Here is a 24407-nt window from a genome sequence, read left to right on the forward strand (position 1 = left end):
GCAAACTGCTCCCTGCATTCCCGCTCTGGTTCTCGTCTCGGAGCCGGTATTTTTAAGCTCTCGAATGGCGGCGAACGTATTCTTCCACGATTTTCAGGTCGTTGTGAAGAACTGTGAAGCTTTCTTTTCGTTCCATCAAGTCCGAAAGCCATGCCGGAAGCTGCGGTTCGACACCGCTTGCAGCCTTTACAGCATCAGGGAATTTGGCCGGATGTGCGGTTGCTAGGACAACCATCGGCGCTGCATTGGACACATTTTCGCGAGCGACCTTCAGGCCAATTGCCGAATGCGGATCAAGCAGATAGCCGTCCGCCTCAAGCACGGATTTGATCGTTTCCGCGGTCTCATCGACGGTCGAGCGGCCCGCAGAAAATTCGCTGCGGATCGCCGAGAGCGGCTTTTCGGAGATCGAGAAGCCGCCCGACTGTTTCAGGCTGTCCATCAGGCCGCGCAGTGCTGCTGCATCGCGTCCATGTGCTTCGAACAGGAGACGCTCGAAGTTCGAGGAAATCTGGATGTCCATCGAAGGCGATGTCGTCTGTGCAACGCCGCGCATTTCATACGCGCCGGTTTCCAGCGTGCGTGAGAGAATGTCGTTATCGTTGGTGGCGATAATCAGCTGGTCGATGGGGAGACCCATGCGCTTGGCGACGTAGCCCGCGAAAATATCGCCGAAATTGCCCGTTGGTACGGTGAAAGATACAGCGCGATCCGGCGCGCCGAGGCTCAGCGCCGCCGTAAAGTAATAGACGACCTGCGGCATGATGCGCGCCCAGTTGATCGAGTTTACACCCGAAAGCGACAGCGCATCGCGAAACTGAAGGTCATTGAACATGCCTTTCACAAGATTCTGGCAATCGTCAAAATTGCCTTCAATGGAAAGGGCATGAACATTGGAGAAGCCGGACGATGTCATCTGGCGCTGCTGCACCGGCGAAACGCGCCCGTTCGGGAACAGGATGAAGATGTCGGTATTATCACGACCGCCGAAGGCTTCGATTGCCGCACCGCCCGTGTCGCCCGATGTGGCGCCGACAATGGTTGCACGTTCGCCGCGTTGCGCCAGAACATAGTCCATCATGCGAGCGAGAAGCTGCATGGCGACATCCTTGAAGGCAAGCGTCGGGCCGTGGAAAAGCTCAAGTACGAATTCATTCGCGCCCGTTTGAACCAGTGGGCAGACCGCATCGTGGCGGAAAGTCCCGTAGGCTTCGTGCACCATTTGGCGGAAATCTGAATGCGGAATTTCGCCGTCGACAAATGGAGTGAGCACGGCCAGTGCGATATCCACATAGGATTTTCCGCGCAGGTCGCGGATCTGTTCTGGCGAAAACTGAGGATAATCCTGTGGCAGATAGAGACCGCCGTCCCGGGCTAGACCGGCGAGTAATGCGTCGCTGAACCCCAGGACCGGCGCTTCCCCACGCGTGCTTACATATTTCATTTCTTGGGCCTTCATTTCGGATCGGAGCGGTTTTGAGCCGGGTAATGCAATAGAGCGTCCCTAAAAAAGCCGCAAGGTTTTAAAGCATGTTGACGCGGATGGGGGTTGCTCTCTGGAGCAAAAAACGGGAAAACGTCATCGCGCTACACACATGCGTGATGTAAAAGACAGGTCGATCAGTGCAGGGAAGCCGGGTTTATGCAAACAGCACCACAGAATCGTTCATCGTTTTTTTCAGTCTTTGCAACGGTTTTGCTCGCAGCCCTTGCAGGCTGCACAACCAGTGGCACTGATAAGGCCGCCGACGGAGGTCCAGGTTCTTCCTTGACCACTCCCGCCGCCACTGGCGACCAGCGCATCAAGGAATCCGAGTTGCGCGCCTTCTGTCCTTCGGTTTCGCTGCGTGACGGCACGGCCTTCTTCAATACATATGAGAAGGGCGGTGACAAGGATCCCGCGCGTGTGATCTATCAAGCCGCCCTGACCGATACGACCCGCGCCTGCCAACATGGCGCAGGGACCATGACGATTGATGTCGCTGCTGCCGGTAAGGTTGTACCCGGACCAAAATACAAGAGCGGCACCATCACTATGCCAATCCGTGTTGCCGTCCGCCAGGGCGATCAGGTCATCTATTCCAAGCTGCACAAGCAGGCGGTTACGATAGCCAATGGAGATACCGCAACGCAGTTTGTCTTCAATGACAAGGCAATCACCGTGCCGACGGCGGACAAAAACAATATCCAGATTTTTGTTGGTTTTGACGAAGGTCCGTACAATACCAAGTAAGGAATTTCCGATAGGTATTTACTGACAGTATAATTCTTTTGAGTAATGCGCGGAGATTTTATCCCGCGCATTAATTATTGATATTTTATTTTTGGGTGAACTGTCGATGGGTCTGCTGAGTTCACTTATTTTAATCCTGCATTAATGACAGTTTGAATGGTAATCATGCGATCGATCTGTTCCGTGTTATGATTTTTAATGTCGGGTTTTTAGTGGCATCATTAGGCGGCAGCGATAGCTGGAGACGTTAATACCCGGGCATACTGTGATATATTTTAGGGGCACGGATCATATGCGATTTGATCGCAGTAAACTTCTACAGCCTGTTCCGCTTATTTTGCTTTTTATGCTGTTTCTAGGTGCAGCTTTCGGGCAGTGGGTAGGTAACAGATTTCGAATAGTCGATGAAGAGCGGCACATGAATATTTACATGGCCGCGTTGGTTGCTCATGCTAATCGTCTGGCCATTTCGGCCCACGAAACAATCGACGCAGCCAATCGTTCCCCCTATAAAATGTGCTCCGCGGAAGAAATGACCTATCTGCGCAAGCTGGTTTTTTCGGGATATCATATCAAAGATATTGGCAGGTTCCGTGGAGATCGCCTGATCTGTTCGACGCTTCTTAGCGATATTCCAGAGCAGCCAAGCCGATCGCCTGCCGACATTCATTTGAGCGATGGCACCTATGTTTATGGCGAGAGATCTCTGATTACACCGGGCAGCCTTGGTTCGGTGATCGGTAATGGCGGGGCCAATGTTGTATTAAGTTCTGTTGCATTCGATCTACTCCACACGCCGCAATACGGCTTCGCTGTTTATATGCGCGACGCGGATCTGAAACATTTCGCACGCCTTTACGGCTATCCCTCAGGCAATCTGCCAGCCCCGAATTTCACTGACCTCGGGCGAAAATACGATGTTTTGAGCAAAATCATCACGGAATATCGTTGCGATGACAACACCGGCGTCTGCATTGCTCTCGAAGTGCGGCTGGACAATTCCAGTGCGTCAGCCCAATGGAAATCCTTCATAGCAATCAGTTTTGGTCTGATTATCAGTGCTTCTCTTGGCTTGAGCTGGTTTGCTTATCGTAATCGCGAGCGTCCTCTGGCTTCCATGCTCAACAAAGCGCTGAATGCCCGGCAGCTTGAGCTGGTCTACCAGCCGGTGGTCAATGTGGCAGATGCTAAAGTGACAGGCTTTGAGGCCTTGGTGCGTTGGCAGCTGCAAACCGGTGATCTGATTCCGCCTGACGTATTTATCGCGGAAGCAGAAGAGAGAGGCATGGCCGGCCGGGTAACAGCCTATGTCGTCGAACGTGTTATCGAGGAGATGGGGGATTTGCTCCGCCGCAACCGGAACATTCAGATCAATATCAATATTACTGCGAGTGACGTCCAGGCGTCGTTCTTCCAGAACAGTATCCAGCCGAAACTGCGCGATGCAGGTATCGATCCCAGCCAGATCGGTCTTGAGCTTACAGAACGTACAGCGGTGGATTTCTCGAAAGCGTCGGAAGGAATCAGACGGCTTCGTGAACAGGGCCACAGGGTCTATATCGACGATTTCGGAACGGGTTATTCAAGCCTTGCCTATCTTGGCGAGTTACAGATTGATGCGATCAAAATTGACAAGGCATTCACGCGCACCGTCTGTACTGATAGTCAGACGGTGTCTATCGTTCCGCAGATCATATCGATGGCGCGGCAGCATAATCTTGACCTTGTCATTGAAGGGATCGAGACAGAAGCCCAGGCTGATTATTTCCGCAAGATGAAAACGCCGATGACTGCGCAAGGCTGGTTTTATGGCAAACCTATGCGTGCCGATGACGCCGTGACGCTGGTAACCACCGGTTCGCCCAAAGCCAGGCAAAAGCGTAGGAAAGCTGTATCGAGATCTGTTTGAATGAAATGGTCTGTAGAAAAATGCGGATCGATAAAATTCTAATTAAATGCGACTGCCTGCGTGAAATGAATGGCAACAGGTTTACGCTAGTGTGTTCTCATGAAACACAAATATGAACGCATTCTCGAGCCGACGGACACCTGGGCGATCTTCGATACGTCCACTGGCGAACCCGTCATCATGGGAACCCGTATGCTGATCGGCCTCTCGGAGAGCGAAGCCGAAGAGCTTCTAGCAATTCTCAATGCTCCGCCCAAGGGGCGCAACAAGCAATCCGCCGCCTGACAAAAGCCAGGCGTCGGATTAATTCACTCAGGCATCGGTCCAGACGGACAGGGCCTCGATAACGCTCGGCAGGTCCTTGTGGCGATGGATGACGGTTTCCGCACCGGCATCGGTCAGCTTGTCGGCATGCCCCGGATAGGTGTGAGCACCACCCGTAAAGCCGATCACACGCATGCCAGCGGCGCGAGCGCCCTGAATGCCATGTGCAGAATCTTCAATCACGATGACATCTTTCGGATCGACTCCGAATTGCTTGGCCGCATAAAGGAACACGTCTGGCGCAGGCTTGGTCTTTTTAGTGCCGACTTCCTTGGCCGAAAAGATGTTCGGCACAAATAGTTCGTAAAGGCCGACACGTTTCAGCATGCTTTCCAGCCGATGGCTGGTCGAGTTAGAGCAGATGCACTTCGGCAGCTTTAGCGCCGAGACCACTTCCACGATATCCTCAACCGCCTGAACTTCGTTCTCGAGTTTCTCGTCCAGAATCTTTTCAGACTTGTCGAGAAGCGATGCTGAAAGTGGAATTCCGGCTTCGCGCTCTACCGTCAGAAGAATATCCTGCCACGTCAGACCGGCAAAACGCTCGGCCATTTCATCAGCTGCGATCTGATAACCAGCTTCGGTGAGGAGGGCGGATTCGACTTCTGCCGCGATGATTTCGGAATCCACCAAAACGCCATCGCAATCGAAAATGATGAGGGACGGTGCCGCCATGATCATAGCCTTTTTATTGGGAGGAGTGGGCACCGGCAGCAGCCGGTAACACCGCGATTGAGCTACACCTTTATGGCGAAGCCGTCAAATCGCGGCTGGTTCGAATTCAGACCTCACCGGAAACTTCACGGCGTCGCCGGTCCAGTTCTTCGCTGTAGCGACGCAGCGTGTGCGCTTCACTGAGAAGACCGAGCACTTTGCGCTCCTGCGCATTGTTTACAACAGCCAGCGCTTCGCTTTCTGCCCGGTCGAAACGCGCGACGGCCTCCTTGGCATTCATCTGCGGCAACAGGAACTCATCCTGATATTTGAGAAGCTCGCTGATATTGTGCTCTCCGTCGGATGTGTCGAAGCTGTCGGAATAGACTTCCGGAACAGGGATCATGCCGACATAGCGTCCTTCAGCATCGACCGCGATCACGCGTTGGGTCGATCCTAGCGGGAAATCATGCCGGAATGTTTCGATGTCGGTATCTATCAGGACGGTCCGGACATCGTGACGCATCATCCGGTTTACGGTTAGATTGCGTATCCAGCCGATATCGTGGGCGGACCGGATGGCCTCGCCACGGAGGTGGAAGCGCCATGTTGCGAAGGAGTAACCGAAGGTCTTCCGCACCATCAGCGAGGACGAGACGACAGCTCCGAGGACTAGCATTGCGATTGGAAAATCGCCGGTAAGTTCCAATGCAAGGAAGGTCATGGTCATCGGACCGCCAACGACGGCGACGGCAAGTGAGCTCATGCCGATAACTGCATATACTTCAGGCGCAAGTGCCAAACCGGCAGGTAAAACTGCTCCGGCCACGGCTGCAAACAGCTTGCCCGTCAGTGCCCCCAGAAATAGCGATGCGAAGAACAAGCCCCCACGAAAGCCAGCACCGATGGAGACGGCGGAAGCGAGAGACTTGGTGAAGATCAGCAGCAACAATGCCGGTATTGTAATGTTTGCATTCAGATCGAGGTGCAACGCTCCGTGGCCCGATGCCAGAACCTGCGGAGAAAAGAATGCGATCATACCGACAACGGCACCACCGATTGCTGGCGCCAAAACATTGGGCACTACGCTGCGTCGCGCGGCCGTTTCAACAAAAGTGACTCCACGCATGATGAGAATTGCAATACCTGCCGAAAAGAAACCCAGAACGAGTGCTGGCACGTAGTCGCGCGGCGTGATGTCGTTTATCTGACCGATATCGATGATGAACGGCGCCCCACCGATTGCCTGGGTCACCAGTGCACCAACTATGGCTGCCACGACGACGGGCGCCAGCGTGGCAATCGAATAGACGCCGATGATGAGTTCGAATGCGTAGAATGCACCAGTCAGCGGGGCGTTGAAGGCGCTTGCAATGGCAGCGGCAGCACCACAGCCGACGAGTGTTCGCAAATCTGCGCGACGAAGCTTGAGCGCCCGGCCGATACGGGATGCGAAACCGCTCGCAAGCTGCGTATAGGCAGCTTCAAGCCCGACCGATGCGCCAAATCCATTGGAAATCAGGTTTTGTCCGACGAGAATGAAGCTGTCTGTCAGCGAGAGACGTCCGCCATGGAGCGCATTCGCCTCGATAGGATCGACGATGGGGCGTTTGCGCCAGCGTGCGAGAACCCAGATCACGATCCCCATCAAAATGCCGCCTGCGAGTGGCGCGATATAGGCGCTGGGTTGCAGTGATGCCGCCGAGCTCAGTTTCTCGCCGGGTTCAAGCGCGAAGATTGCCTGATGCATCCATTGGGAAATGCTGCCAATCGCTGCAACCATCAGCCCTGAAATAATGCCGATGACGGTACCAGCTATAACGAGACCTATTTCGCTGCCGCGAACCAGTGCACGCATGCGAAAGGGTACAAAGAGAACCCGCAAATACCGGTTATGTCGCAGTTCAGCGATATTCATCATAAAATACACCGGGCACGCGGGCGGCCCGCATGCCCGCCACGCAAATTCAGAAGTTGACTGCCGATTATAGGCAAAAAGGAATAACCAAGCCTTATCAAGGGCCAGAAGTTAAAGTTACAATTGCATAGCGATCACGGCGTTAAGATGACGGGCGGCAAAATGTCGAATGTCAATTAACCTTGAAAAGCCCGGAACTGCGGACTTTCCTCCTCGATTAAGAAAAGATTTACGATTTCAATCACTTGGCGTTAACTGCATATTTACCCTACCCGGTAACCATAAGGACAAGTTTTTTGCGTCCACAGGTAATCGAGTATCCCATGTCTCTTGTACGTCTTGCACATGAGTTGCCCATCGAGGCTCCGCGTACCGCGTGGCTTGACTCCATCATCAAAGGTGATTGCGTAGCGGCTCTGGAACGCCTGCCGGATCATTCCGTGGACGTCATTTTTGCCGATCCTCCCTATAATCTCCAGCTTGGCGGTGATTTGCATCGCCCCGATCAGTCGATGGTCAGCGCAGTTGACGATCACTGGGATCAGTTCGAGAGCTTTCAGGCCTATGATGCCTTCACGCGTGCGTGGCTTATGGCCTGCCGTCGTGTCCTGAAACCGAATGGCACCATCTGGGTCATCGGCTCCTACCACAATATTTTCCGGGTCGGCTCGCAATTGCAGGATCTCGGCTTCTGGCTGCTGAATGATGTCATCTGGCGCAAGACGAACCCGATGCCGAATTTCCGCGGCCGTCGTTTCCAGAATGCTCATGAAACGCTGATCTGGGCTTCGCGCGATCAGAAGGGCAAAGGCTATACCTTCAATTATGAAGCGATGAAGGCCGCCAATGACGACGTACAGATGCGCTCGGACTGGCTGTTCCCGATCTGCACCGGTTCTGAACGCCTGAAAGACGAAAATGGCGACAAGGTTCATCCAACCCAGAAGCCGGAAGCATTACTTGCTCGCATCATGATGGCATCCAGCAAGCCGGGCGACGTCATTCTTGATCCGTTCTTCGGTTCTGGAACGACGGGTGCGGTTGCCAAGCGCCTCGGACGCCACTTCGTCGGTATCGAGCGCGAACAGAGCTATATCGATGCAGCAACGGTGCGCATTGATGCTGTAGAACCACTCGGCAAGGCCGAACTGACGGTGATGACCGGCAAGCGGGCCGAACCGCGCGTGGCGTTCACCAGCGTTCTCGAAGCTGGCCTTCTTCGCCCCGGCACGGTGCTTTGTGATGAACGTCGCCGTTTTGCTGCCATTGTTCGCGCCGATGGTACGCTGGCTGCCAACGGTGAAGCGGGTTCGATCCATCGTATCGGTGCAAAGGTTCAGGGCTTTGATGCCTGCAATGGATGGACTTTCTGGCACTACGAGGAAAACGGCGCGCTGAAGCCAATTGATGCCCTGCGCAAGGTCATTCGCGACCAGATGGCAGTTGCAGGCGCTTAAAGCACATCCCGAAAGGTGCGAAGCGGTTTTCGGGTAAGATGCGCAAACGACAAGTTATCGGACGGCCTCCAGCATAGTCTGATAGTGAGGCGCTCGAAGCATCGGCTTCGGGCGCCTTCGCTATTTTAGGTTTAGAAAGTGAGGCCCAATGCTTTCAAATCGGCGCTCAGCTTGTCCGCATCCGTAAAATGCACAGCCTGCCATCCGGCCTGTCTGGCGCCATCCACATTGTGCATCGTGTCATCGATGAAAAGCGTTGCCGCAGGATCGAGGTCGAACGATGCAACGTGATAATCGTAGATTTCCCGGTCAGGCTTCAGCATGAGAACGTCGCCCGATACGGTAACGCCTCGGCTTTCGGTCAGAAATGGAAAGCGTGTTTGCGCTTCGCGGAAAGTGTCTGAAGCAAAATTCGTCAGCATGGTGACGTCATTACCATTGTCGATCAGGCCGTGCAGAATTTCGACACTGTCCTCGTACGCATGGGGAACCATCTGGTTCCAGTTTTGCCTGAAGGCACGGATATGATCGCTTTTCTCCGGATATGTATTGATCAGGAATTTTTCCGCTTCCTGCCAGGTTCTGCCGCGATCCTGCTCGATATTCCATGCACTGGTGCAGATGTTTTCCAGAAACCAACGCCGTTCCGAAGCATCGGGAATGACATCCAGATAGGCCAGCTCAGGATCATAGTGGATCAGGACCTTACCGATATCGAAGACAACGTGCTTGACGGGACTACTCAATGGTTTCTCCTCCCTTGTTTGAAAGCTTCTGGTATGGCAGCGGTGATCGCCTTTCTCATGACGGTTGGCAGTGCTTCGTCCGAAAGCTCATCTGGTTGGGACCACCACCCCTCGGTGGACAAAGCCTTACTTACATTCTCAGAGCGATAGACCGACAATCGCAGTTCAAAATGCGTAAAAACATGCGTGATTGAACCGGCAGCGGTCCATTGTGCCGGGAACGGTGCTGCATCGATTGTTGCATCTCCGTCTATACGCGCGGTCCAGTGACTGCCCGGAACCTCGGTCATCCCGGCAAGCAGTCCTTCACCCTTTCGCTTGCGCAGGAGGATTGAACCATCTCCGGCAATGGCGATGAATGCCGCACCGGTGCGAATTGGCTTTACCGCTTTGGGAGCTTTAACCGGAAATTCTTCCGGATCGCGCGATTTGAGAGCCATGCAGTCATCATTGAGGGGGCAGATCGCACAGGCGGGGCGTCGCGGCGTGCAAATGGTTGCACCCAGATCCATCATAGCCTGAGCGAAATCTCCCGGCCGGTCGTTCGGGGTCAATTGCCCCATGAGTGCGCGGATTTCCGCCTTCGCTGCGGGCAGGGGCGTGTCGATTGTGTAAAGTCGTGAAATGACGCGCTCCACATTGCCGTCGACGACGGCAACCGCTTCGCCAAAGGCAATTGCTGCAATCGCGGCGGAAGTGTAATCCCCGATGCCGGGCAGATCCTTCAATGCAATGGCGTTGTCCGGAAATCTGCCGTTGTGCTGCAAGGCTACGGCGTCGGCACATTTCTTCAGATTGCGCGCACGCGAATAATAACCGAGCCCGGCCCATGACCGCAGAATATCGTCTTCGCTTGCCTGTGCCATGGCCTGAACGGAAGGCCAGCGTTCAACGAACTTCATGAAGTAAGACTTGACCGCCTCCACCGTCGTCTGCTGAAGCATGATTTCGGAAAGCCAGACGCGATAGGGATCGGGCTTGACGCCGGAAACCTGTTCGGCCGGGCTCACGCGCCATGGCAAAACACGATGGTGCCGGTCATACCAGCGCAGGAGCTTTGTGCTTTGATCGGAAGGGACAGAATTTAGCATGAAAAAGGCATCGGTTAACAGTTGGGCTGCATTCTGATTAATGCCTTATTTTTACAATTGATAGAAACAATGCTGTGCATATCGGAGCCTAGAGCTTAGAAGTCTCGCATGAGTCTCCTGATGTGCCCCATTGGAAAGAGAATAAGTGGACCATTCTGTACCTGTCTATGTCATCAATCTTGCGCGGTCACGGGATCGCTGGGACAGGTTGAAATCCAATGCAGATGCGCTTTCGATCGAACTCCGGCGCGTGGAAGCCGTCGAGGGCAAGCTGCTGTCTCCAGAAGAGCTGACGGATTTCGATGATGCAGGCTTCCGCCGGTGGCACGGTAAAGTGGCGCTTCCGGCAGAAATCGGCTGTTACCTTAGCCATATCCGATCATTGGAAGCCATAATCGCGGCGCCAGAACAGTTCGCTGTCATCGTGGAAGACGACGTCGTTTTTACCTCTGCATTTCAACCGTTCCTGACGCATTTGACGAAGGTGGCGGGTTGGGATGCGGTGAAGCTTGTTAATCACAGGGTAGCTGCGTTTCGCTCCTTTCAAAGCGTTGACGATCAGTTTTCCATAGGTCGCTGCCTGCATGGTCCGCTGGGTAGTTCAGCGGCATATGTCGTAACCCGTGAAGGAGCGTCGAAAATGCTAAAGGCACTCCGTCCCATGCGGCTGCCTTATGATGTCGCATTGGAAAGAGGGTGGGCTGGCGCGTATCAAATTTTTACGACCGACAAGCCGGTCGTCGAGTTTTCCGATATCGCGATTTCTACGATTGCTCAGGGGCGCGCTACCTACGCCAAGAAGCGACTACCGGCATACAAAAGGATAAGCACCCTTTTGTTTCGAGCAACTGACTATGCCAGACGAATCGCCTACGCTCTTCATAAGAAGAGCTTAAGAGAGGGCCAGGGTTGAGTTATTTTAAGAAGTCTTTTCTGATGCGTCGCCGAGTGGACTCCTGGGTCATCGGGGCTGCGTCGGCAGCCATGCCCGTTCGCATTGGGCTTGGACCACTGATACTTTTCATCTTTTCATGCATCGGTATTTATCTTGCCTGCGGACGTCACGCAACGACGCGTATGTTCGCCAAGAAATTCTATCTCTTTATAATTTTATATGCCGTCTGGTCGTTAGGTTTGATCCTGTTTCGCGGTGAGCCTTTCCAGGACAATCGACAGATCGGCTATACTCTGCTGATCACAATTTTCGCTTTTGCCGGGTCAGGAATGGTGCTCGTTCGCGATCCATTGCGAGCCTATGTTCTTGGCTCACGTGTGGGTACTTTGCTTGCTGTTATCGTCGCGCTTTATCTTGCCGTTACCAATGGCGGGCGTATTGGCGTTGGTGGCAATCAGGCAGTTTTTGCATTTGTTGCAGCAGTGGCCGCGATCTCAGCTGCAATTCCGTTGCGCAAGGCCCCGCGCTATTTGCCGAACGGTCCACATTGGCTGGTTCTGGGGTTCACCGCAGTTTTGACCTCTGAAACACGAGCGGTCATCGTGGTGTTGCCGATATTTGCAGCCGTAGAAATCCTTATTTTCCTGAGGCGGTTCAGCATCAGGCAACAGGGAGCGGCTTACGCTGTATTGTTTGCAGCAATCGCGGCTCTTGTCGTTGTCGGTCCCGTCGGCGATATAATCTCCAAACGGTTTTCTGGAATGGTTGAATATTACGACACCGGCAACAGTTCCAATTGGGAGGATAAGGTTTCTGCTGATATCCGCGAGGCAATGTGGAAAAGCGCGTCCAGTGTTATCGTGGCGCACCCGTTAACAGGCGTTGGTTCCTATTCAAAAATGGAATATGTGCGGGCTGGGGCGGGAGACAAGGCTGCGATGCTGGACGGTTTCCGCCATGTGCACAATACGGTCCTCGATGAATTGCTGAACGATGGCATTGTCGGTCTCATCTTCATGGCTGGCGCTTTTATCTCGATCTTTGTTTATTTGTGGCGGACTGCCGATAGCTGGGCGATGCGGCGAGCCTTGCTCTACTTCGCTGTGGTGTGCGGCAGCTACGGCATGTTGCACAATCCGCTTTTACACGAGGTCACCATATCCTCGACCATGTTCTTCCTCGCAGCGTTGAACGCTGCTGCATCTCGGCGGGTCATGGCGGCAAGGCGTACAGGACTCACTTCGTATATTTTTGGAAAGAAATCACCGGCATGAAAGCGATTGTAACGGGTGTAGCCGGATTTATTGGGTTTCATACGGCACAGCGTCTGCTGGATGAAGGCTGGCAGGTCATCGGCATCGACAATGTGAACGACTACTATCCGGTCGCATTGAAAGAAACCCGCCTTTCCAAGCTTCATATGCGTGACAGCTTCCGGTTTGCGAAGGCAGATATCTCCGATGCAGAAGCGTTCAACACGGCAATCGGCTCTGATCGAGATGCGGATGTTATTGTGCACCTCGCAGCACAGGCAGGTGTGCGATATTCCATCGAGAACCCAACGGCCTATATTTCGGCCAATGTGCAGGGACAGATAACCGTTTTCGAAACCGCATTGAGAATGGAGAAGCGTCCGCCTGTCGTTTATGCCAGCTCATCATCGGTCTATGGTGCAAATGAAAAGGTACCTTTCTCCGAAAGCGATCCTGTCGATCACCCTGTTTCGATCTATGCTGCAACAAAGCGCTCCGGCGAATTATTGGCCTACTCATACCGTCACGTGCACAAACTCTACTCCACCGGTTTGCGTTTCTTTACGGTCTATGGTCCCTATGGGCGGCCTGACATGGCGCCGTGGCTGTTCACATCCGCGATCCTTAAAGGCGAGCCGATCCGCGTGTTCAATAATGGTGAGATGCAGCGGGACTTCACTTTCGTGGAGGATATCGTCAGTGGTGTGATTGGCGCGGTGAGACGTATTCTCGACAAGCCTGAAGATACAGCGCCCGTTTATAATCTCGGCAACAATCGGCCGGTCATGCTCAACGATTTTATTGCCGCGATTGAAAAAGCGACCGGCAAGGAAGCGATACGCAAGCTGGAGCCGATGCCTGCTGCTGATGTGCCTCGCACCTATGCCGACATAGCACTTGCTGCACGTGACCTTGGCTTTAGCCCGAAAACCACGCTCGATCAGGGTATTCCTTTGTTTGTGGAATGGTTTCGCGGCTATAATGGAGCGCGATGAGCGAACCAACATCCAGACGCGGTTTCAGACCGCTGGCAGATATGGCTTCGGGTCTGGTGGATCCGATGCTGCAAAAGCGTGCCGGTATCAATCTCGCCTTGCTTCAGTCATGGGAAGATATTGTCGGTCCCGCCATCGGCGCAACCTCGCGCCCTTTGCGTATTATCTGGCCGCGTCGTCTGCGCGAGGATGATCCGTTTTCACCTGCAACGCTGATTATAGCCTGCGAAGGGTTCGCAGCCCTGCAGGTTCAGCATGAAACAGGCGAGATCATCAGCCGCATCAATGGCTTTCTCGGCTTCTCGGCAGTTGGCCGCATTCGCATCGAGCAGAAGCCGCCGATCATCCCGGCCAAGCGCCGCGTAAAGCGGCTGGCACCGCTTGGGCCTGCCGAAGAGCGTCGCATCGAAAAGGCTACGGACGGTATCGAAGACGATGCGCTTCGTGCAGCTCTTGCGCGCCTTGGCAAGAACATTCTCGCAGAGAAGCGGACAGCGGGTCGAAAAGACAAGGATAGTTGAATTTGGCTCGCTGCCATAAATTTGATGCAAGCTTTCAGCAGTTTGTGTTTGGCATCCTGGTTTATTGTCGCAAATTTGAAGACAAATAATCCAAGGTGCTGACTTTCATGTGAACGCTGTGGGTCTAGCGAAGTGCGGCCTGCCGCTTTAGATTGTATGTCGAAGTCAACTATTGAAACAGGACTGGATGATTCGGATGCCTGCAGCGTTTAATCGCAGACACGTTATTTCTCTTGCTGGAGCGGCCGCTGCCGGGCTGGCTTTTGCCGGTGGCGCGAATGCGCAGCAGCGCGATCCTGAAGGCACTGTCGATGCGGCCAAGATTGCCGAACCCGGCAAGCTCAAGGACATGGTCTACGGCAAGGCTGATGCGCCGGTCACCATCGTTGAATATGCATCGCTGACCTGCCCGCATTGCGCGGATTTCACGATCAATACATTCCCGAAAATCAAGGAAAAATATATCGATACGGGCAAAGCACGGCTCATCTTCCGTGAGTTCCCGTTCGATCCGCGCGCGACCGCCGCTTTCATGCTCGCACGCTGCGCACCGGAAGACCGTTATTTCCCTATGGTCGACGTTTTCTTCAAGCAGCAGCAGCAGTGGGCGACCGCTGAAGATGGTGAAGCAGCTCTCCTGCAAATTGCAAAACTTGCCGGTTTTACACAGGAGTCCTTCAAGGCTTGCTTGACGAACCAGCAAGTTCTCGATGATGTGAGAGCAACGATGGAGCGTGGATCGAAGGATTTCGGTGTGAGTGCAACGCCGACTTTCTTCATTAACGGACAAAAATACGCTGGAGCGCTTTCGGTTGACGAAATGTCGGCAATCATCGACAAGCTTCTCTAATCCGTTTTTCAGATCGAAAAGCGGGCGCTCCTCTGCGCCTGCTTTTTGCGTTTCTGAAGTCACAATGGGAGGGGCATTCTGATGCGCTTCTCCAAGCTGCGCCTTGTCGGTTTCAAATCCTTCGTCGAGCCCATGGAGTTCGTCATCGAAGGCGGACTGACCGGCGTCGTCGGCCCGAATGGCTGCGGCAAGTCCAATCTGGTTGAAGCGCTGCGCTGGGTGATGGGTGAAAACTCATACAAAAACATGCGCGCCTCCGGCATGGACGATGTGATCTTTTCAGGCTCGGCCACGCGGCCCGCGCGCAATACTGCCGAAGTCACGCTTTTTCTCGATAATTCCGATCGCACAGCGCCTGCCGCTTATAATGATGCAGACGAATTGCAGGTCTCTCGCCGCATCGAACGGGAGTCAGGATCGGTCTATCGCATCAATGGCAAGGAAGCGCGCGCCAAGGACGTGCAGCTTCTCTTTGCGGACCAGTCCACCGGCGCACGTTCACCGTCGATGGTCGGGCAGGGGCGTATTGGTGAGCTTATTCAGGCAAAGCCGCAAGCACGTCGCGCGCTCCTGGAAGAAGCGGCTGGTATTTCCGGCCTGCACACCCGCCGCCATGAGGCCGAGTTGCGCCTTCGCGCTGCCGAAACCAATCTTGAGCGTCTCGACGATGTGGTTGGCGAGTTAGGAAGCCAGATCGAAAGTCTGAAACGTCAGGCACGCCAGGCAAACCGCTTCAAAGCACTTTCTGCAGATATTCGCCGGGCGGAAGCTGCACTTCTGCATTTGCGCTGGTCACAGGCGAAGGTACAGGAAGGCGAAGCGCAAAGCGCCTTGGCGCAGGCAACCTCAGCTGTCGGTGACATGGCGCAAGCGCAGATGAACGCGGCAAAGGCACAGGCGGTCGGCGCGCACAAACTACCCGAACTGCGCGAGGCCGAAGCGAAAGCCGCCGCCGCATTGCAGCGTCTTTCCATTGCGAGAACCCAGCTTGATGAGGAAGGCGAACGTCTTCGTGCCCGCCGGGCAGAGCTGATAAAGCGTCTTGAGCAGCTTTCTGCCGACATTGCGCGCGAAGAAGAATTGATGCGCGAGAATGCTGACATTCTGGCGCGGCTCGACGACGAGGAGCAGGAGTTGATCGCTTCTGCCGAAGAATCCGGCGAGCGTGATCAGGAACTGCACGCGCTGTTTGAGGAAGCGGAAATTCGCTTGCAGGATAGCGAAAACGCATTGTCCCGTGTGACGGCTGAGCGTGCTGAAGCCGCCGCAGAGCGTGTGCAGATTGAACGGGCACTGAAGGAAACACGTGACCGTCGTGACCGGCTTTCTGCCCAGATGGAAACGATAACGCGCGACATCGCTGCTGTCGCGGAGCAGATCGGCGGATTGTTCGATCCGGCGGAAAAGCGCATCGTAGTCGATCGCTGTGCGGACGCACTGGCTTCGGCCGAGGAAATGGTCGCAAGCGCGGAAGAGCTCGTTGCAAGCGCGCGCGAAGCCGAAGCTGCCAGCCGCCAACCTTTGAGCGAGGCGCGTACCGAACTGAACCGCATCGAAACGGAAGCGCAGACGTTGGCCCGCATTCTGAATGCTGGTGAAACAGGGCAATTCCCGCCAGTGGTGGAAGAGTTGCGTGTCGAGAAGGGCTTTGAAGTTGCACTTGGTGCGGCACTCGGCGAAGATCTTGATGCCGCCAGCGATGAACATGCGCCGGTCTATTGGGCTTACAATCCTGCTGCCAACGCCGATCCCGCCTTGCCGGAAGGCGTGACGCCGCTGGATCGGCTGGTGGAGGGACCACAGCAATTGCGCCGGAGGCTGGCACAGGTCGGCGTTGTTTCGGATAGTGAAGGCAAGCGCTTGCAGGCCATGTTGCGGCCCGGTCAGCGGCTGGTGAGCCAAGCCGGTGCGCTCTGGCGCTGGGATGGCTATACGGCAAGCGCCGATGCGCCGACCCCAGCAGCCCAGCGACTGGCACAAAAAAACCGGCTGGCGGAGCTCGAACAGGAAGCGATTGCCGCGCGCAAGCGCGCCGAGCAGGCTGAGCAGGATGTGCAACGCACCGAGGCAGGCGTCCGCGAGGCCGTCGAGCAGGAGCGCGTCGCACGCGATCAATGGCGCGCAAACCAGCGCAAGCTTGACGAAGCGCGGGAGGCTCTGGCGGCTGCGGAGCGTGCAGCAGGTCAGTTGGCGACACGCCGTGCGGGTCTTGAAGACAGCAAGGCGCATCTGGAAGAAAATCTCGAAGAAGCGCAGATCCGGGTCACGGAAGCTGAAGACCGGCTCGGCGAAATGCCGGATATAGATGCGATTGGCGAACGCCTTGCCACATTAAGCAGCGAAGTCATGTCGGATCGCACCGCTCTGGCAGAAGCGCGCGCCGCCTATGAGGGGCTGCGGCGCGAAGCCGACGCCCGCAAACGGCGACTGGAAATGATTGCGCTGGAACGCCGTAACTGGAAATCCCGCGCTGAAAATGCTGACCGTCATATTGCTGCGCTGAATGATCGTCGTGCGGAAACGGCAGATGAGGCCGAGGCTCTTGCGGAAGCGCCCGACGAGATCGAGAACCGCCGCCGGGCGCTTTTGAACGAACTTTCGCAGGCGGATACCCTTCGAAAACAGGCTGGCGATGTTCTGGCTGAGGCCGAGGCCACGCAGGCGGAACTCGACAAGATGGCAACTCTTGCCATCCAGCAATTGGCGGCAAGCCGCGAACAGAGGGCGCGTGCCGAAGAACGTCTCGCGGCGGCAGAAGAGCGGCGCAAGGATACCGAAGCCCGTATTGCCGAAGCTTTGAACTGCCCACCGCATGAGGCTATTCGCCAGACAGGTTTAAGGCCGGACGAAGCTTTGCCTGATCCCGATCAGCTGGAACGCCAGCTGGAGCGGTTGAAGATTGAGCGCGAGCGGCTCGGTGCCGTCAATTTGCGCGCCGATGAGGAACAGGAAGAACTGTCAGGACGTCTCGATACTATTGTATCCGAGCGTGAAGATGTGATTGAGGCAATCAAGAAGCTGCGCCAGGCAATCCAGAGCCTCAATCGCGAGGGACGCGAGCGCCTGCTGGCTGCATTCGACGTGGTGAATGTGCAGTTCCAGCGTCTGTTCACGCATCTCTTTGGCGGCGGCACGGCTGAATTGCAGTTGATCGAAAGCGATGATCCACTGGAAGCCGGTCTGGAAATTCTCGCCCGTCCGCCCGGTAAGAAGCCGCAGACCATGACGCTGCTTTCCGGCGGTGAGCAGGCACTGACAGCTATGGCGCTCATTTTTGCAGTGTTTCTCACCAATCCGGCACCAATCTGTGTGCTCGATGAAGTGGATGCACCGCTCGATGACCATAATGTTGAGCGCTATTGCAATCTGATGGATGAAATGGCGGCTTCGACCGAAACGCGCTTCGTGGTGATCACGCATAACCCGATCACCATGGCTCGCATGAACCGTCTCTTCGGCGTGACGATGGGCGAGCAGGGTGTGAGCCAGCTCGTTTCGGTGGACTTGCAGACTGCGGAACAGTTGCGCGAAGCAAGCTAGAGCATGTCTCCCAAAAGTAGAACCGGTTTTGGGGTAAAGACATGCATAAAAACAAAAGATAGAGCATTTCCAATGGTTCGTGAGAAACAGGAAATGCTCTAAAACATAATCTGTACGGAGGACGGCATGAGCGGCGATCACGACCACGGAGACGTCAGCGACACGCCACTTCCAAGATTATGGATCGCCTTTGCGCTGACCAGCCTTTTCATGATTGCCGAGATCGTCGGCAGTTTCGTCACCGGCAGTCTCGCGCTTTTATCCGATGCCATGCACATGGCAACGGACAGTTTTGCGCTTCTCCTTGCCCTGATCGCCATCTATTTGGGTCGACGGCCAGCCGATATTCTTCGCACCTACGGTTATGCCCGCTTTGAAATTCTCGCGGCGACAGTCAATGCGCTTCTGTTGCTGGGTGTAGCTTTCTATATCCTTTATGAAGCCTATGAACGTCTTTCGCGTCCTGCCGATGTGCAGTCCGTCGGCATGATGGTCGTTGCCGTGCTTGGCCTGATCGTCAATCTGATATCCATGCGGGTCTTGATGGGGCACAAGGACGAAAGCTTGAACGTCAAGGGCGCTTATCTTGAAGTCTGGGCGGATATGCTGGGTTCTGTCGGCGTGATTGTCGGCGCAGTGATCATTTATCTGACCGGATGGGAGTGGGTGGATTCACTGATCGCCATCGGTATCGGCTTCATGGTCTTTCCGCGCACATGGGTTCTGCTCAAGGAATGCATCAATATTCTGCTGGAAGGCGTTCCCGCTGGACTGGACCTTGATGATCTGCAGAAGGCCGTTCTGGCTGTGCCCGGTGTGGCGACACTCCACGACTTGCACGTCTGGTCGCTGACCAAGAACCAGAAATCCCTGACCGCGCATATCGTGCTGGTCGGTGGGGCAGACAGCGAGATCGTGCGTCGCGCGGTTGAGCAGGTATTGCAGGAAAAGTTTGATCTCCACCACACCACCTTGCAGATGGAAACGGTAGATCGCGCTTCCGTCGAGCATATTCACTGAAGCTCGATATACTGCCGCCGCAAACGGAATTACCGGTCGCTCCAGACAGCCAGTTCATTTCCGGCCGGATCGGTGAAATGAAAACGCCGCCCGCCGGGGAAAGAGAATATGGGCTTTACGATAGTGCCGCCCGCATCGGTAACGGCTTCCAGAGCATCTTCCAGCCGGGCCGCATAGAGCACGGGCAGAGGCATTGCTGTCGCTTGTCCATCGGCGTCAAAACCGCCGTCCAGTCCTTCCGAAAAGGCTGAATAAGTCGGGCCATAATCAGTGAAAGACCAGCCAAAGGCTCGTGCATAGAAACTCTTCGTCGCATCAAGCGATCCGTTTGCCGCGGGCATTTCCAGATAGTCGAGCTTTCCTGTGATACGCATTGCATTTACCCTTCACGTTCACTATTTGTTCAAATTTGGCTGAAGGTTACAGGTTTTGTCAAGGCAAAGGAACAAGACTAATTTTCTCGTACCGTTAATCCAGTGCTTCTAACATCGTTTTGCCGCTGTCGCGCAAGCATTAATGCTCGTCGATGTTGCCTGTGGTCTCGCCAGTTTTATCAGCTTTAAGAAACTTTTGATTAACGGTCGATGGCTGGGGGCGAGCCACAATTGCTGTGCGAAATTGAGTTTTCCGCGAGCGGTATTGAACAGGGATAAGTTTGCATTCACTTGAAGCCGCTTATCTGGATTCCGCACGATTAGATCTGCGAGATGAGATCTCTACCTGCCTGTTCATACATAGAGAAACTCTATGGCTGAGCTTAACTGTATGAATATCTCCATGTTTGCGTATTTGGCTGATTTTTAAGTTCGTGCATTTTCGTCAGGTATTGAGGATTTTTTGTTTCCGCAGAAAGCTACCTCAACTCAAATTTGACTATATAAAATATTTATAGTTTAATCAATTTAACGGTCAACGTTGGGTGACGTTTCTCTTATGAGACCTTCGACGGGCGGTTGTCTGGGGGGCACTCGCTGGCGTTGTCAGATGGTCAGGAGGAAAGACGTGGCGATCATGTTCGTGCGAGCGCAGATGATCAGCAGGGGCGCGGGGCGCAACATCATCTCGGCTGCCGCCTATCGGCACCGCACCCGGATGATGGACGAACAAAGGGGTGTGTCTTTCAGCTTCAAGGATGGCGACGACGAACTGAGGCACGAGGAACTGGCTCTACCGGAGGCGGTTCCAGCGTGGCTGCAGACTGCTATCGAGGGGAAAACAGTGGCTGCGGCAAGCGAGACACTGTGGAATGCGGTTGACGCATTCGAGACGCGTGTGAACGCGCAGTTTGCCCGTGAACTGATTATAGCACTGCCAGAGGAACTGACGCTTAAGGAAAACATCGCCCTGGTCCGTGAGTTCGTGAGAGACAACCTGACCTCAAGGGGTATGATTGCTGACTGGGTCTATCACGATAAGGACGGCAATCCACATATCCACCTGATGACCGCATTGAGGCCGCTGACTGAAGAAGGGTTTGGTCCCAAATATATGCCCGTTCGCCGACCCGACGGGAAACCACTGCGTGAGGTAAAATCAAATCGCCATAACGGGGATATTGTTTATACGTGTTGGGCGGGTAACAGGGAGACGATGAAGGCGTGGAAGATCGCCTGGGCGCAGACAGCCAACCGGTATCTGGCACTGGCTGGCCGTGACATCCGCCTTGACGGTCGTTCTCGTGCCGAACAGGGACTTGAGGGGATTGCCCAGAGGCATCTGGGACCCGGAAAGTCGGCGATGATGCGCAAGGGCGTCGAGATGTATTTTGCACCCGCCGATCTGGCACGCCGGCAGAAAATGACCGCCCGGCTGCTTGCCGATCCGGGGCCTCTCCTCAGGCAGCTTGGCAATGAACGCTCCACCTTTGACGAGAAGGATATCGCAAGGGTCATCCACCGCTATGTCGATGATCCGGTAGACTTTGCCAATATCCGTGCACGACTGATGGCCTCTCCCGATCTGGTGCTGCTGAAACCGCAGCAGGCAGGCCCACTGACTGATCCGATGACTGGTCGTGTGAATGGCCGGGTGGCTGGCGAGGCAAGGGAACCGGCAATCTTCACCACCCGCCAGATCCTGCGCACCGAACATGACATGATGCGTTCAGCCGATACCCTGTCGGGGAGGAGGGGGTTCGGGATTTCCGATGCAAGACGCGCAGGCGCAGTGCGTTTCGTCGAAGGGGACAATCCGCTGAAGCCGTTCAGGCTGGATGTTGAGCAGATTGAAGCCATTCGGCATGTGACGGGCGACAGCGGTATCGCTGCTGTCGTCGGTCTTGCCGGTACGGGCAAGTCGACATTGCTTGCAGCTGCGCGCCTTGCCTGGGAGAGCGGGCATCACCGTGTCCTGGGCGCGGCCCTTTCCGGCAAGGCTGCCGAGGGGCTGGAGGAGAGTTCCGGTATCAGGTCGCGAACGCTTGCCGCGTGGGAGCACGCCTGGAATAACGGACGCGACCGGCTGATGCGCGGTGACGTCCTCGTCATTGACGAGGCAGGCATGGTCTCCTCGTTGCAAATGGCACGTGTGCTGGATGCCGCAGAAAAGGCTGGCGCAAAGGTTGTTCTGGTCGGCGATGCCATGCAGCTTCAGCCGATCGGGGCCGGTGCGGCTTTCCGGGCAATAGCAGAACGGATCGGTTCCGCCGAACTTGCCGGTGTGCGCCGGCAACAGGACCAATGGGCCCGCGATGCCTCAAGGCTCCTCGCCCGCGGTGACACCGCGGGCGGACTGGAGATCTACGCCAGACGCGGGCATCTGGTCGAGGCGGAAACCCGGGATGAACTGGTCAGCCGTCTGGTCAGGGACTGGGCCGATGCGCGGCGGAAAATGATCATGCCATCACAGCCGGGACGGGGCGTGCGGCCAGGGACGGGGATCGCAGCGCTAAACGGTGGCGGCCAGCTGCGGAGTGATGCGTTGCTGGTGCTGGCGCACACCAACAGGGATGTCCACAGGCTGAATGAGGCCTTGCGCAAGGTGATGCGGGAGGAGGGAGCGCTCGGTGCCGCGCGCAGCTTCCGGACAGAGCGGGGCATGCGGGAGTTTGCTGCTGGCGATCGGATCATCTTTCTTGAGAACGCCCGTTTCCTTGAAGCGCGTGCAAGGGGAAACAATCCGCAATATGTCAGGAACGGCATGTTCGGCACGGTGGTCTCTACCGGCAACGCGTTCCGCGCGCCGCTGCTTTCTGTCCGGCTCGACAGCGGCAACGAGATTGTTCTCAGCGAGGACAGCTACCGCCATATCGATCACGGCTATGCGGTGACAATCCACAAGTCGCAGGGCGCGACTGTCGACCGGACCCTTGTGCTTGCCAGCGGCATGATGGACAGGCACCTGACCTATGTGTCCATGACCCGTCATCGTCACAGGGCTGATCTTTATGCTGCACGCGAGGACTTCAGGCCTGAACGCGAGGACAGATCCCGTATTGATTACGCGAAGGGGATCACCGGTGAACTAGTCGAAACCGGGGTGACAAAATTCCGGTCGGGGGATGAGGATACGAATGATACGCCCTATGCTGATCTGCAGGTTGAAGGCGGGAAGGTCCATCGCCTCCGCGGTGTCAGTCTGCCGGCGGCCCTGTCGGCTGCGGGAGCTTCAAAAGGAGATACGGTCACGCTTCGCAAGGATGGCGTCGAGACCGTGAAGGTAAAAATTGCAGTTCCTGATGCGCAAGGCGGTGAAAGGCACTTTGAGGAACGCACGGTCGAGCGCAATGTCTGGACGGCCAGGCTGCATGAAGTCACCGATGTCCGCCGCAAAAGCATTGAAGGGGAAAGCCACACACCGGAATTGTTCCGGCAACTGGCCAAACGCCTCGGGCGTTCGGGCGCCAAAACCACGACGCTGGATTTTGCTGGCGAGGCTGGCTACCAGGCACATGTGCGGGACTTTGCCCGCAGGCGTGGTATCGACACACTTGCCGGGATTGTCGCTGGCACAGGGGCAGGAGCACGACGCCAGCTGGCGTGGCTGGCACAAAAGCGCCAGCAGGTGGCAATGCTGTGGGAGCGGGCAGGTGCGGCGCCAGGCTTTGCCATGGACAGGGAGCGGCATGTTTCCTGCGGTGACAACCATTGCGAAAACCTCGCCGTACAAAATCCGGTCTCCCCGGCACCTGTGGGCAGAACCCTTGTCGGTTCATTCCGAAGCCGGTTGCCGAACAATGAAGGGCGCCGCCCGGAAGCCCGCTCCATACCGCCGCTGCTTGCTGCTGTGACAGACTTCACGATCCCCGTGGAGGTTGAGGCGCGCGCGAGGGCATCCGCGGCAGCCCACTACCGCCATAACCGAACAGCACTTGCCAAAACGGCCTCTCATCTCTGGCGGGAACCCACCAGTGCCGTCGATACGATCGAGGCACTGATCCGGAAAGGCATTGCCGGTGATCGGATTGCGGCAGCCATTGCCAATGATCCTGCGGCCTATGGTGCCCTGCGCGGCTCCAGTCGGCTGAGGGACAGGCTTCTGGCCGTTGGCCGCGAGCGAAAGACAGCACTGGAAGTCGTGCCGGATGTGCAGGCAAGTGTCCGCTCGCTGGGATCGGGCTGGGCGTCAGCCCTGAAGGCTGCAACAACCGCAATCGCCGCAGAGCGTCAGCAGATGGCGACCGCCATTCCCGGATTGTCAGAAGAAGCCAGCCGGGAACTGCGTCGCATCACAGCCGCGATGCAAGAAAAGGACGCACGGCCTGATATCCTCGCCGGTTCGCTCGAACCGCATGTTCGTCGGGAGTTTACAAGCGTCAGCCGCGCCCTTGATCTCAGGTTCGGGCGCAACGCAATCCTGCGTGGCGACAGTGACAACGTCAGTCGCGTGCCTCCCGCACAACGTTCCGTCTTCGAGGCGCTTCAGAACAAGTTGAAGATCGTTCAGCAACTAGTTCGCCACCAAGAAAGCCAATGTGTCATGACAGTACGCAGGCAACGCAACATCAATCCGGAGCAGAGCTTCTCGCGTTAAGTCGAAAGCGAGACCCGACATTCGAAGATT

Annotated in this window: 18 protein-coding genes; 12 read left to right on the forward strand and 6 right to left on the reverse strand. The window is 55.7% G+C overall.

All coding sequences use genetic code 11. From position 1 onward, the window contains the following. Positions 1 to 52: 52 nt before the first annotated feature. The gene (gene thrC, locus LJ361_RS02760; protein WP_264812613.1) at positions 53 to 1444 is read right to left on the reverse strand and encodes a threonine synthase; all 1392 of its coding nucleotides are present in this window, start codon (positions 1442 to 1444) and stop codon (positions 53 to 55) included. A gap of 198 nt (positions 1445 to 1642) precedes the next feature. Between thrC and LJ361_RS02765 the strand changes: the two genes are divergently transcribed. The 3 genes from LJ361_RS02765 (at position 1643) to LJ361_RS02775 (ending at position 4427) form a co-directional block, all read left to right on the forward strand. Further along, positions 1643 to 2233: a hypothetical protein gene (locus LJ361_RS02765; protein ID WP_264812615.1), complete on the forward strand. Its 591-nt coding sequence runs from the start codon at positions 1643 to 1645 to the stop codon at positions 2231 to 2233. Positions 2234 to 2525: 292 nt separating this feature from the next. Further along, positions 2526 to 4142 carry an EAL domain-containing protein gene (locus tag LJ361_RS02770; RefSeq protein ID WP_264812617.1) on the forward strand — a complete coding sequence of 539 codons (1617 nt, stop codon included), beginning with the start codon at positions 2526 to 2528 and terminating at the stop codon, positions 4140 to 4142. A gap of 99 nt (positions 4143 to 4241) precedes the next feature. Then, entirely contained in the window at positions 4242 to 4427 is a 186-nt protein-coding gene (locus LJ361_RS02775) for a hypothetical protein (protein ID WP_010658417.1), read from the forward strand. Positions 4428 to 4454: 27 nt separating this feature from the next. Here the strand turns inward: LJ361_RS02775 and LJ361_RS02780 are convergent, their stop codons facing one another. Both LJ361_RS02780 and LJ361_RS02785 read right to left on the reverse strand, forming a co-directional pair. Further along, positions 4455 to 5141 (reverse strand): HAD family hydrolase, encoded by a 687-nt coding sequence (locus LJ361_RS02780; protein ID WP_010658418.1) that lies wholly within the window; start codon positions 5139 to 5141, stop codon positions 4455 to 4457. Between the two features lie 106 nt (positions 5142 to 5247). Continuing rightward, positions 5248 to 7038, reverse strand: a complete 1791-nt coding sequence (locus tag LJ361_RS02785) for a chloride channel protein (RefSeq protein ID WP_029925486.1) — start codon at positions 7036 to 7038, stop codon at positions 5248 to 5250. 323 nt (positions 7039 to 7361) lie between these two features. Here LJ361_RS02785 and LJ361_RS02790 point away from each other — a divergent pair, with 323 nt between their 5' ends. Further along, positions 7362 to 8495 (forward strand): site-specific DNA-methyltransferase, encoded by a 1134-nt coding sequence (locus LJ361_RS02790; protein WP_151689004.1) that lies wholly within the window; start codon positions 7362 to 7364, stop codon positions 8493 to 8495. 131 nt (positions 8496 to 8626) lie between these two features. Here LJ361_RS02790 and LJ361_RS02795 read toward each other — a convergent pair whose 3' ends face one another. Together LJ361_RS02795 and mutY are read right to left on the reverse strand one after the other, a co-directional pair. Beyond that, complete coding sequence (locus tag LJ361_RS02795) at positions 8627 to 9241, reverse strand: HAD family hydrolase (protein ID WP_264812620.1); 615 nt, start codon at positions 9239 to 9241, stop codon at positions 8627 to 8629. Next, on the reverse strand, positions 9238 to 10332 hold the full coding sequence (gene mutY, locus LJ361_RS02800) for an A/G-specific adenine glycosylase (RefSeq protein ID WP_264812622.1): 1095 nt from the start codon (positions 10330 to 10332) through the stop codon (positions 9238 to 9240). Before mutY ends, LJ361_RS02795 begins: the two co-directional genes overlap by 4 nt. Before the next feature lie 145 nt (positions 10333 to 10477). Between mutY and LJ361_RS02805 the strand changes: the two genes are divergently transcribed. The 7 genes from LJ361_RS02805 to LJ361_RS02835 all read left to right on the forward strand — a co-directional run bounded on the left by LJ361_RS02805 (position 10478) and on the right by LJ361_RS02835 (position 19406). Beyond that, on the forward strand, positions 10478 to 11245 hold the full coding sequence (locus LJ361_RS02805; protein WP_264812623.1) for a glycosyltransferase family 25 protein: 768 nt from the start codon (positions 10478 to 10480) through the stop codon (positions 11243 to 11245). A gap of 23 nt (positions 11246 to 11268) precedes the next feature. Then, on the forward strand, positions 11269 to 12501 hold the full coding sequence (locus tag LJ361_RS02810; protein WP_264812624.1) for an O-antigen ligase family protein: 1233 nt from the start codon (positions 11269 to 11271) through the stop codon (positions 12499 to 12501). Further along, positions 12498 to 13475, forward strand: a complete 978-nt coding sequence (locus tag LJ361_RS02815) for an SDR family NAD(P)-dependent oxidoreductase (RefSeq protein ID WP_264812625.1) — start codon at positions 12498 to 12500, stop codon at positions 13473 to 13475. Before LJ361_RS02810 ends, LJ361_RS02815 begins: the two co-directional genes overlap by 4 nt. Then, a complete protein-coding gene (locus LJ361_RS02820) occupies positions 13472 to 13996 on the forward strand; it encodes a DUF721 domain-containing protein (protein WP_029925471.1) in 525 nt (174 codons plus the stop codon). Before LJ361_RS02815 ends, LJ361_RS02820 begins: the two co-directional genes overlap by 4 nt. Positions 13997 to 14192: 196 nt before the next feature. Next, positions 14193 to 14846 (forward strand): DsbA family protein, encoded by a 654-nt coding sequence (locus LJ361_RS02825; RefSeq protein WP_010658427.1) that lies wholly within the window; start codon positions 14193 to 14195, stop codon positions 14844 to 14846. 81 nt (positions 14847 to 14927) lie between these two features. Further along, positions 14928 to 18386, forward strand: a complete 3459-nt coding sequence (gene smc / locus LJ361_RS02830; RefSeq protein ID WP_264812626.1) for a chromosome segregation protein SMC — start codon at positions 14928 to 14930, stop codon at positions 18384 to 18386. Positions 18387 to 18512: 126 nt separating this feature from the next. Beyond that, entirely contained in the window at positions 18513 to 19406 is an 894-nt protein-coding gene (locus tag LJ361_RS02835) for a cation diffusion facilitator family transporter (RefSeq protein ID WP_264812627.1), read from the forward strand. 29 nt (positions 19407 to 19435) lie between these two features. Here the strand turns inward: LJ361_RS02835 and LJ361_RS02840 are convergent, their stop codons facing one another. Next, positions 19436 to 19780, reverse strand: coding sequence for a VOC family protein (locus LJ361_RS02840; protein WP_264812628.1), 345 nt, complete (start codon positions 19778 to 19780; stop codon positions 19436 to 19438). Positions 19781 to 20408: 628 nt separating this feature from the next. Here LJ361_RS02840 and traA point away from each other — a divergent pair. Continuing rightward, the gene (gene traA / locus LJ361_RS02845) at positions 20409 to 24377 is read left to right on the forward strand and encodes a Ti-type conjugative transfer relaxase TraA (RefSeq protein ID WP_264812630.1); all 3969 of its coding nucleotides are present in this window, start codon (positions 20409 to 20411) and stop codon (positions 24375 to 24377) included. Positions 24378 to 24407 lie beyond the last annotated feature (30 nt).

It is taken from the genome of Brucella sp. JSBI001, assembly GCF_026014005.1.
Taxonomy (GTDB): Bacteria; Pseudomonadota; Alphaproteobacteria; order Rhizobiales; family Rhizobiaceae; genus Brucella; species Brucella anthropi.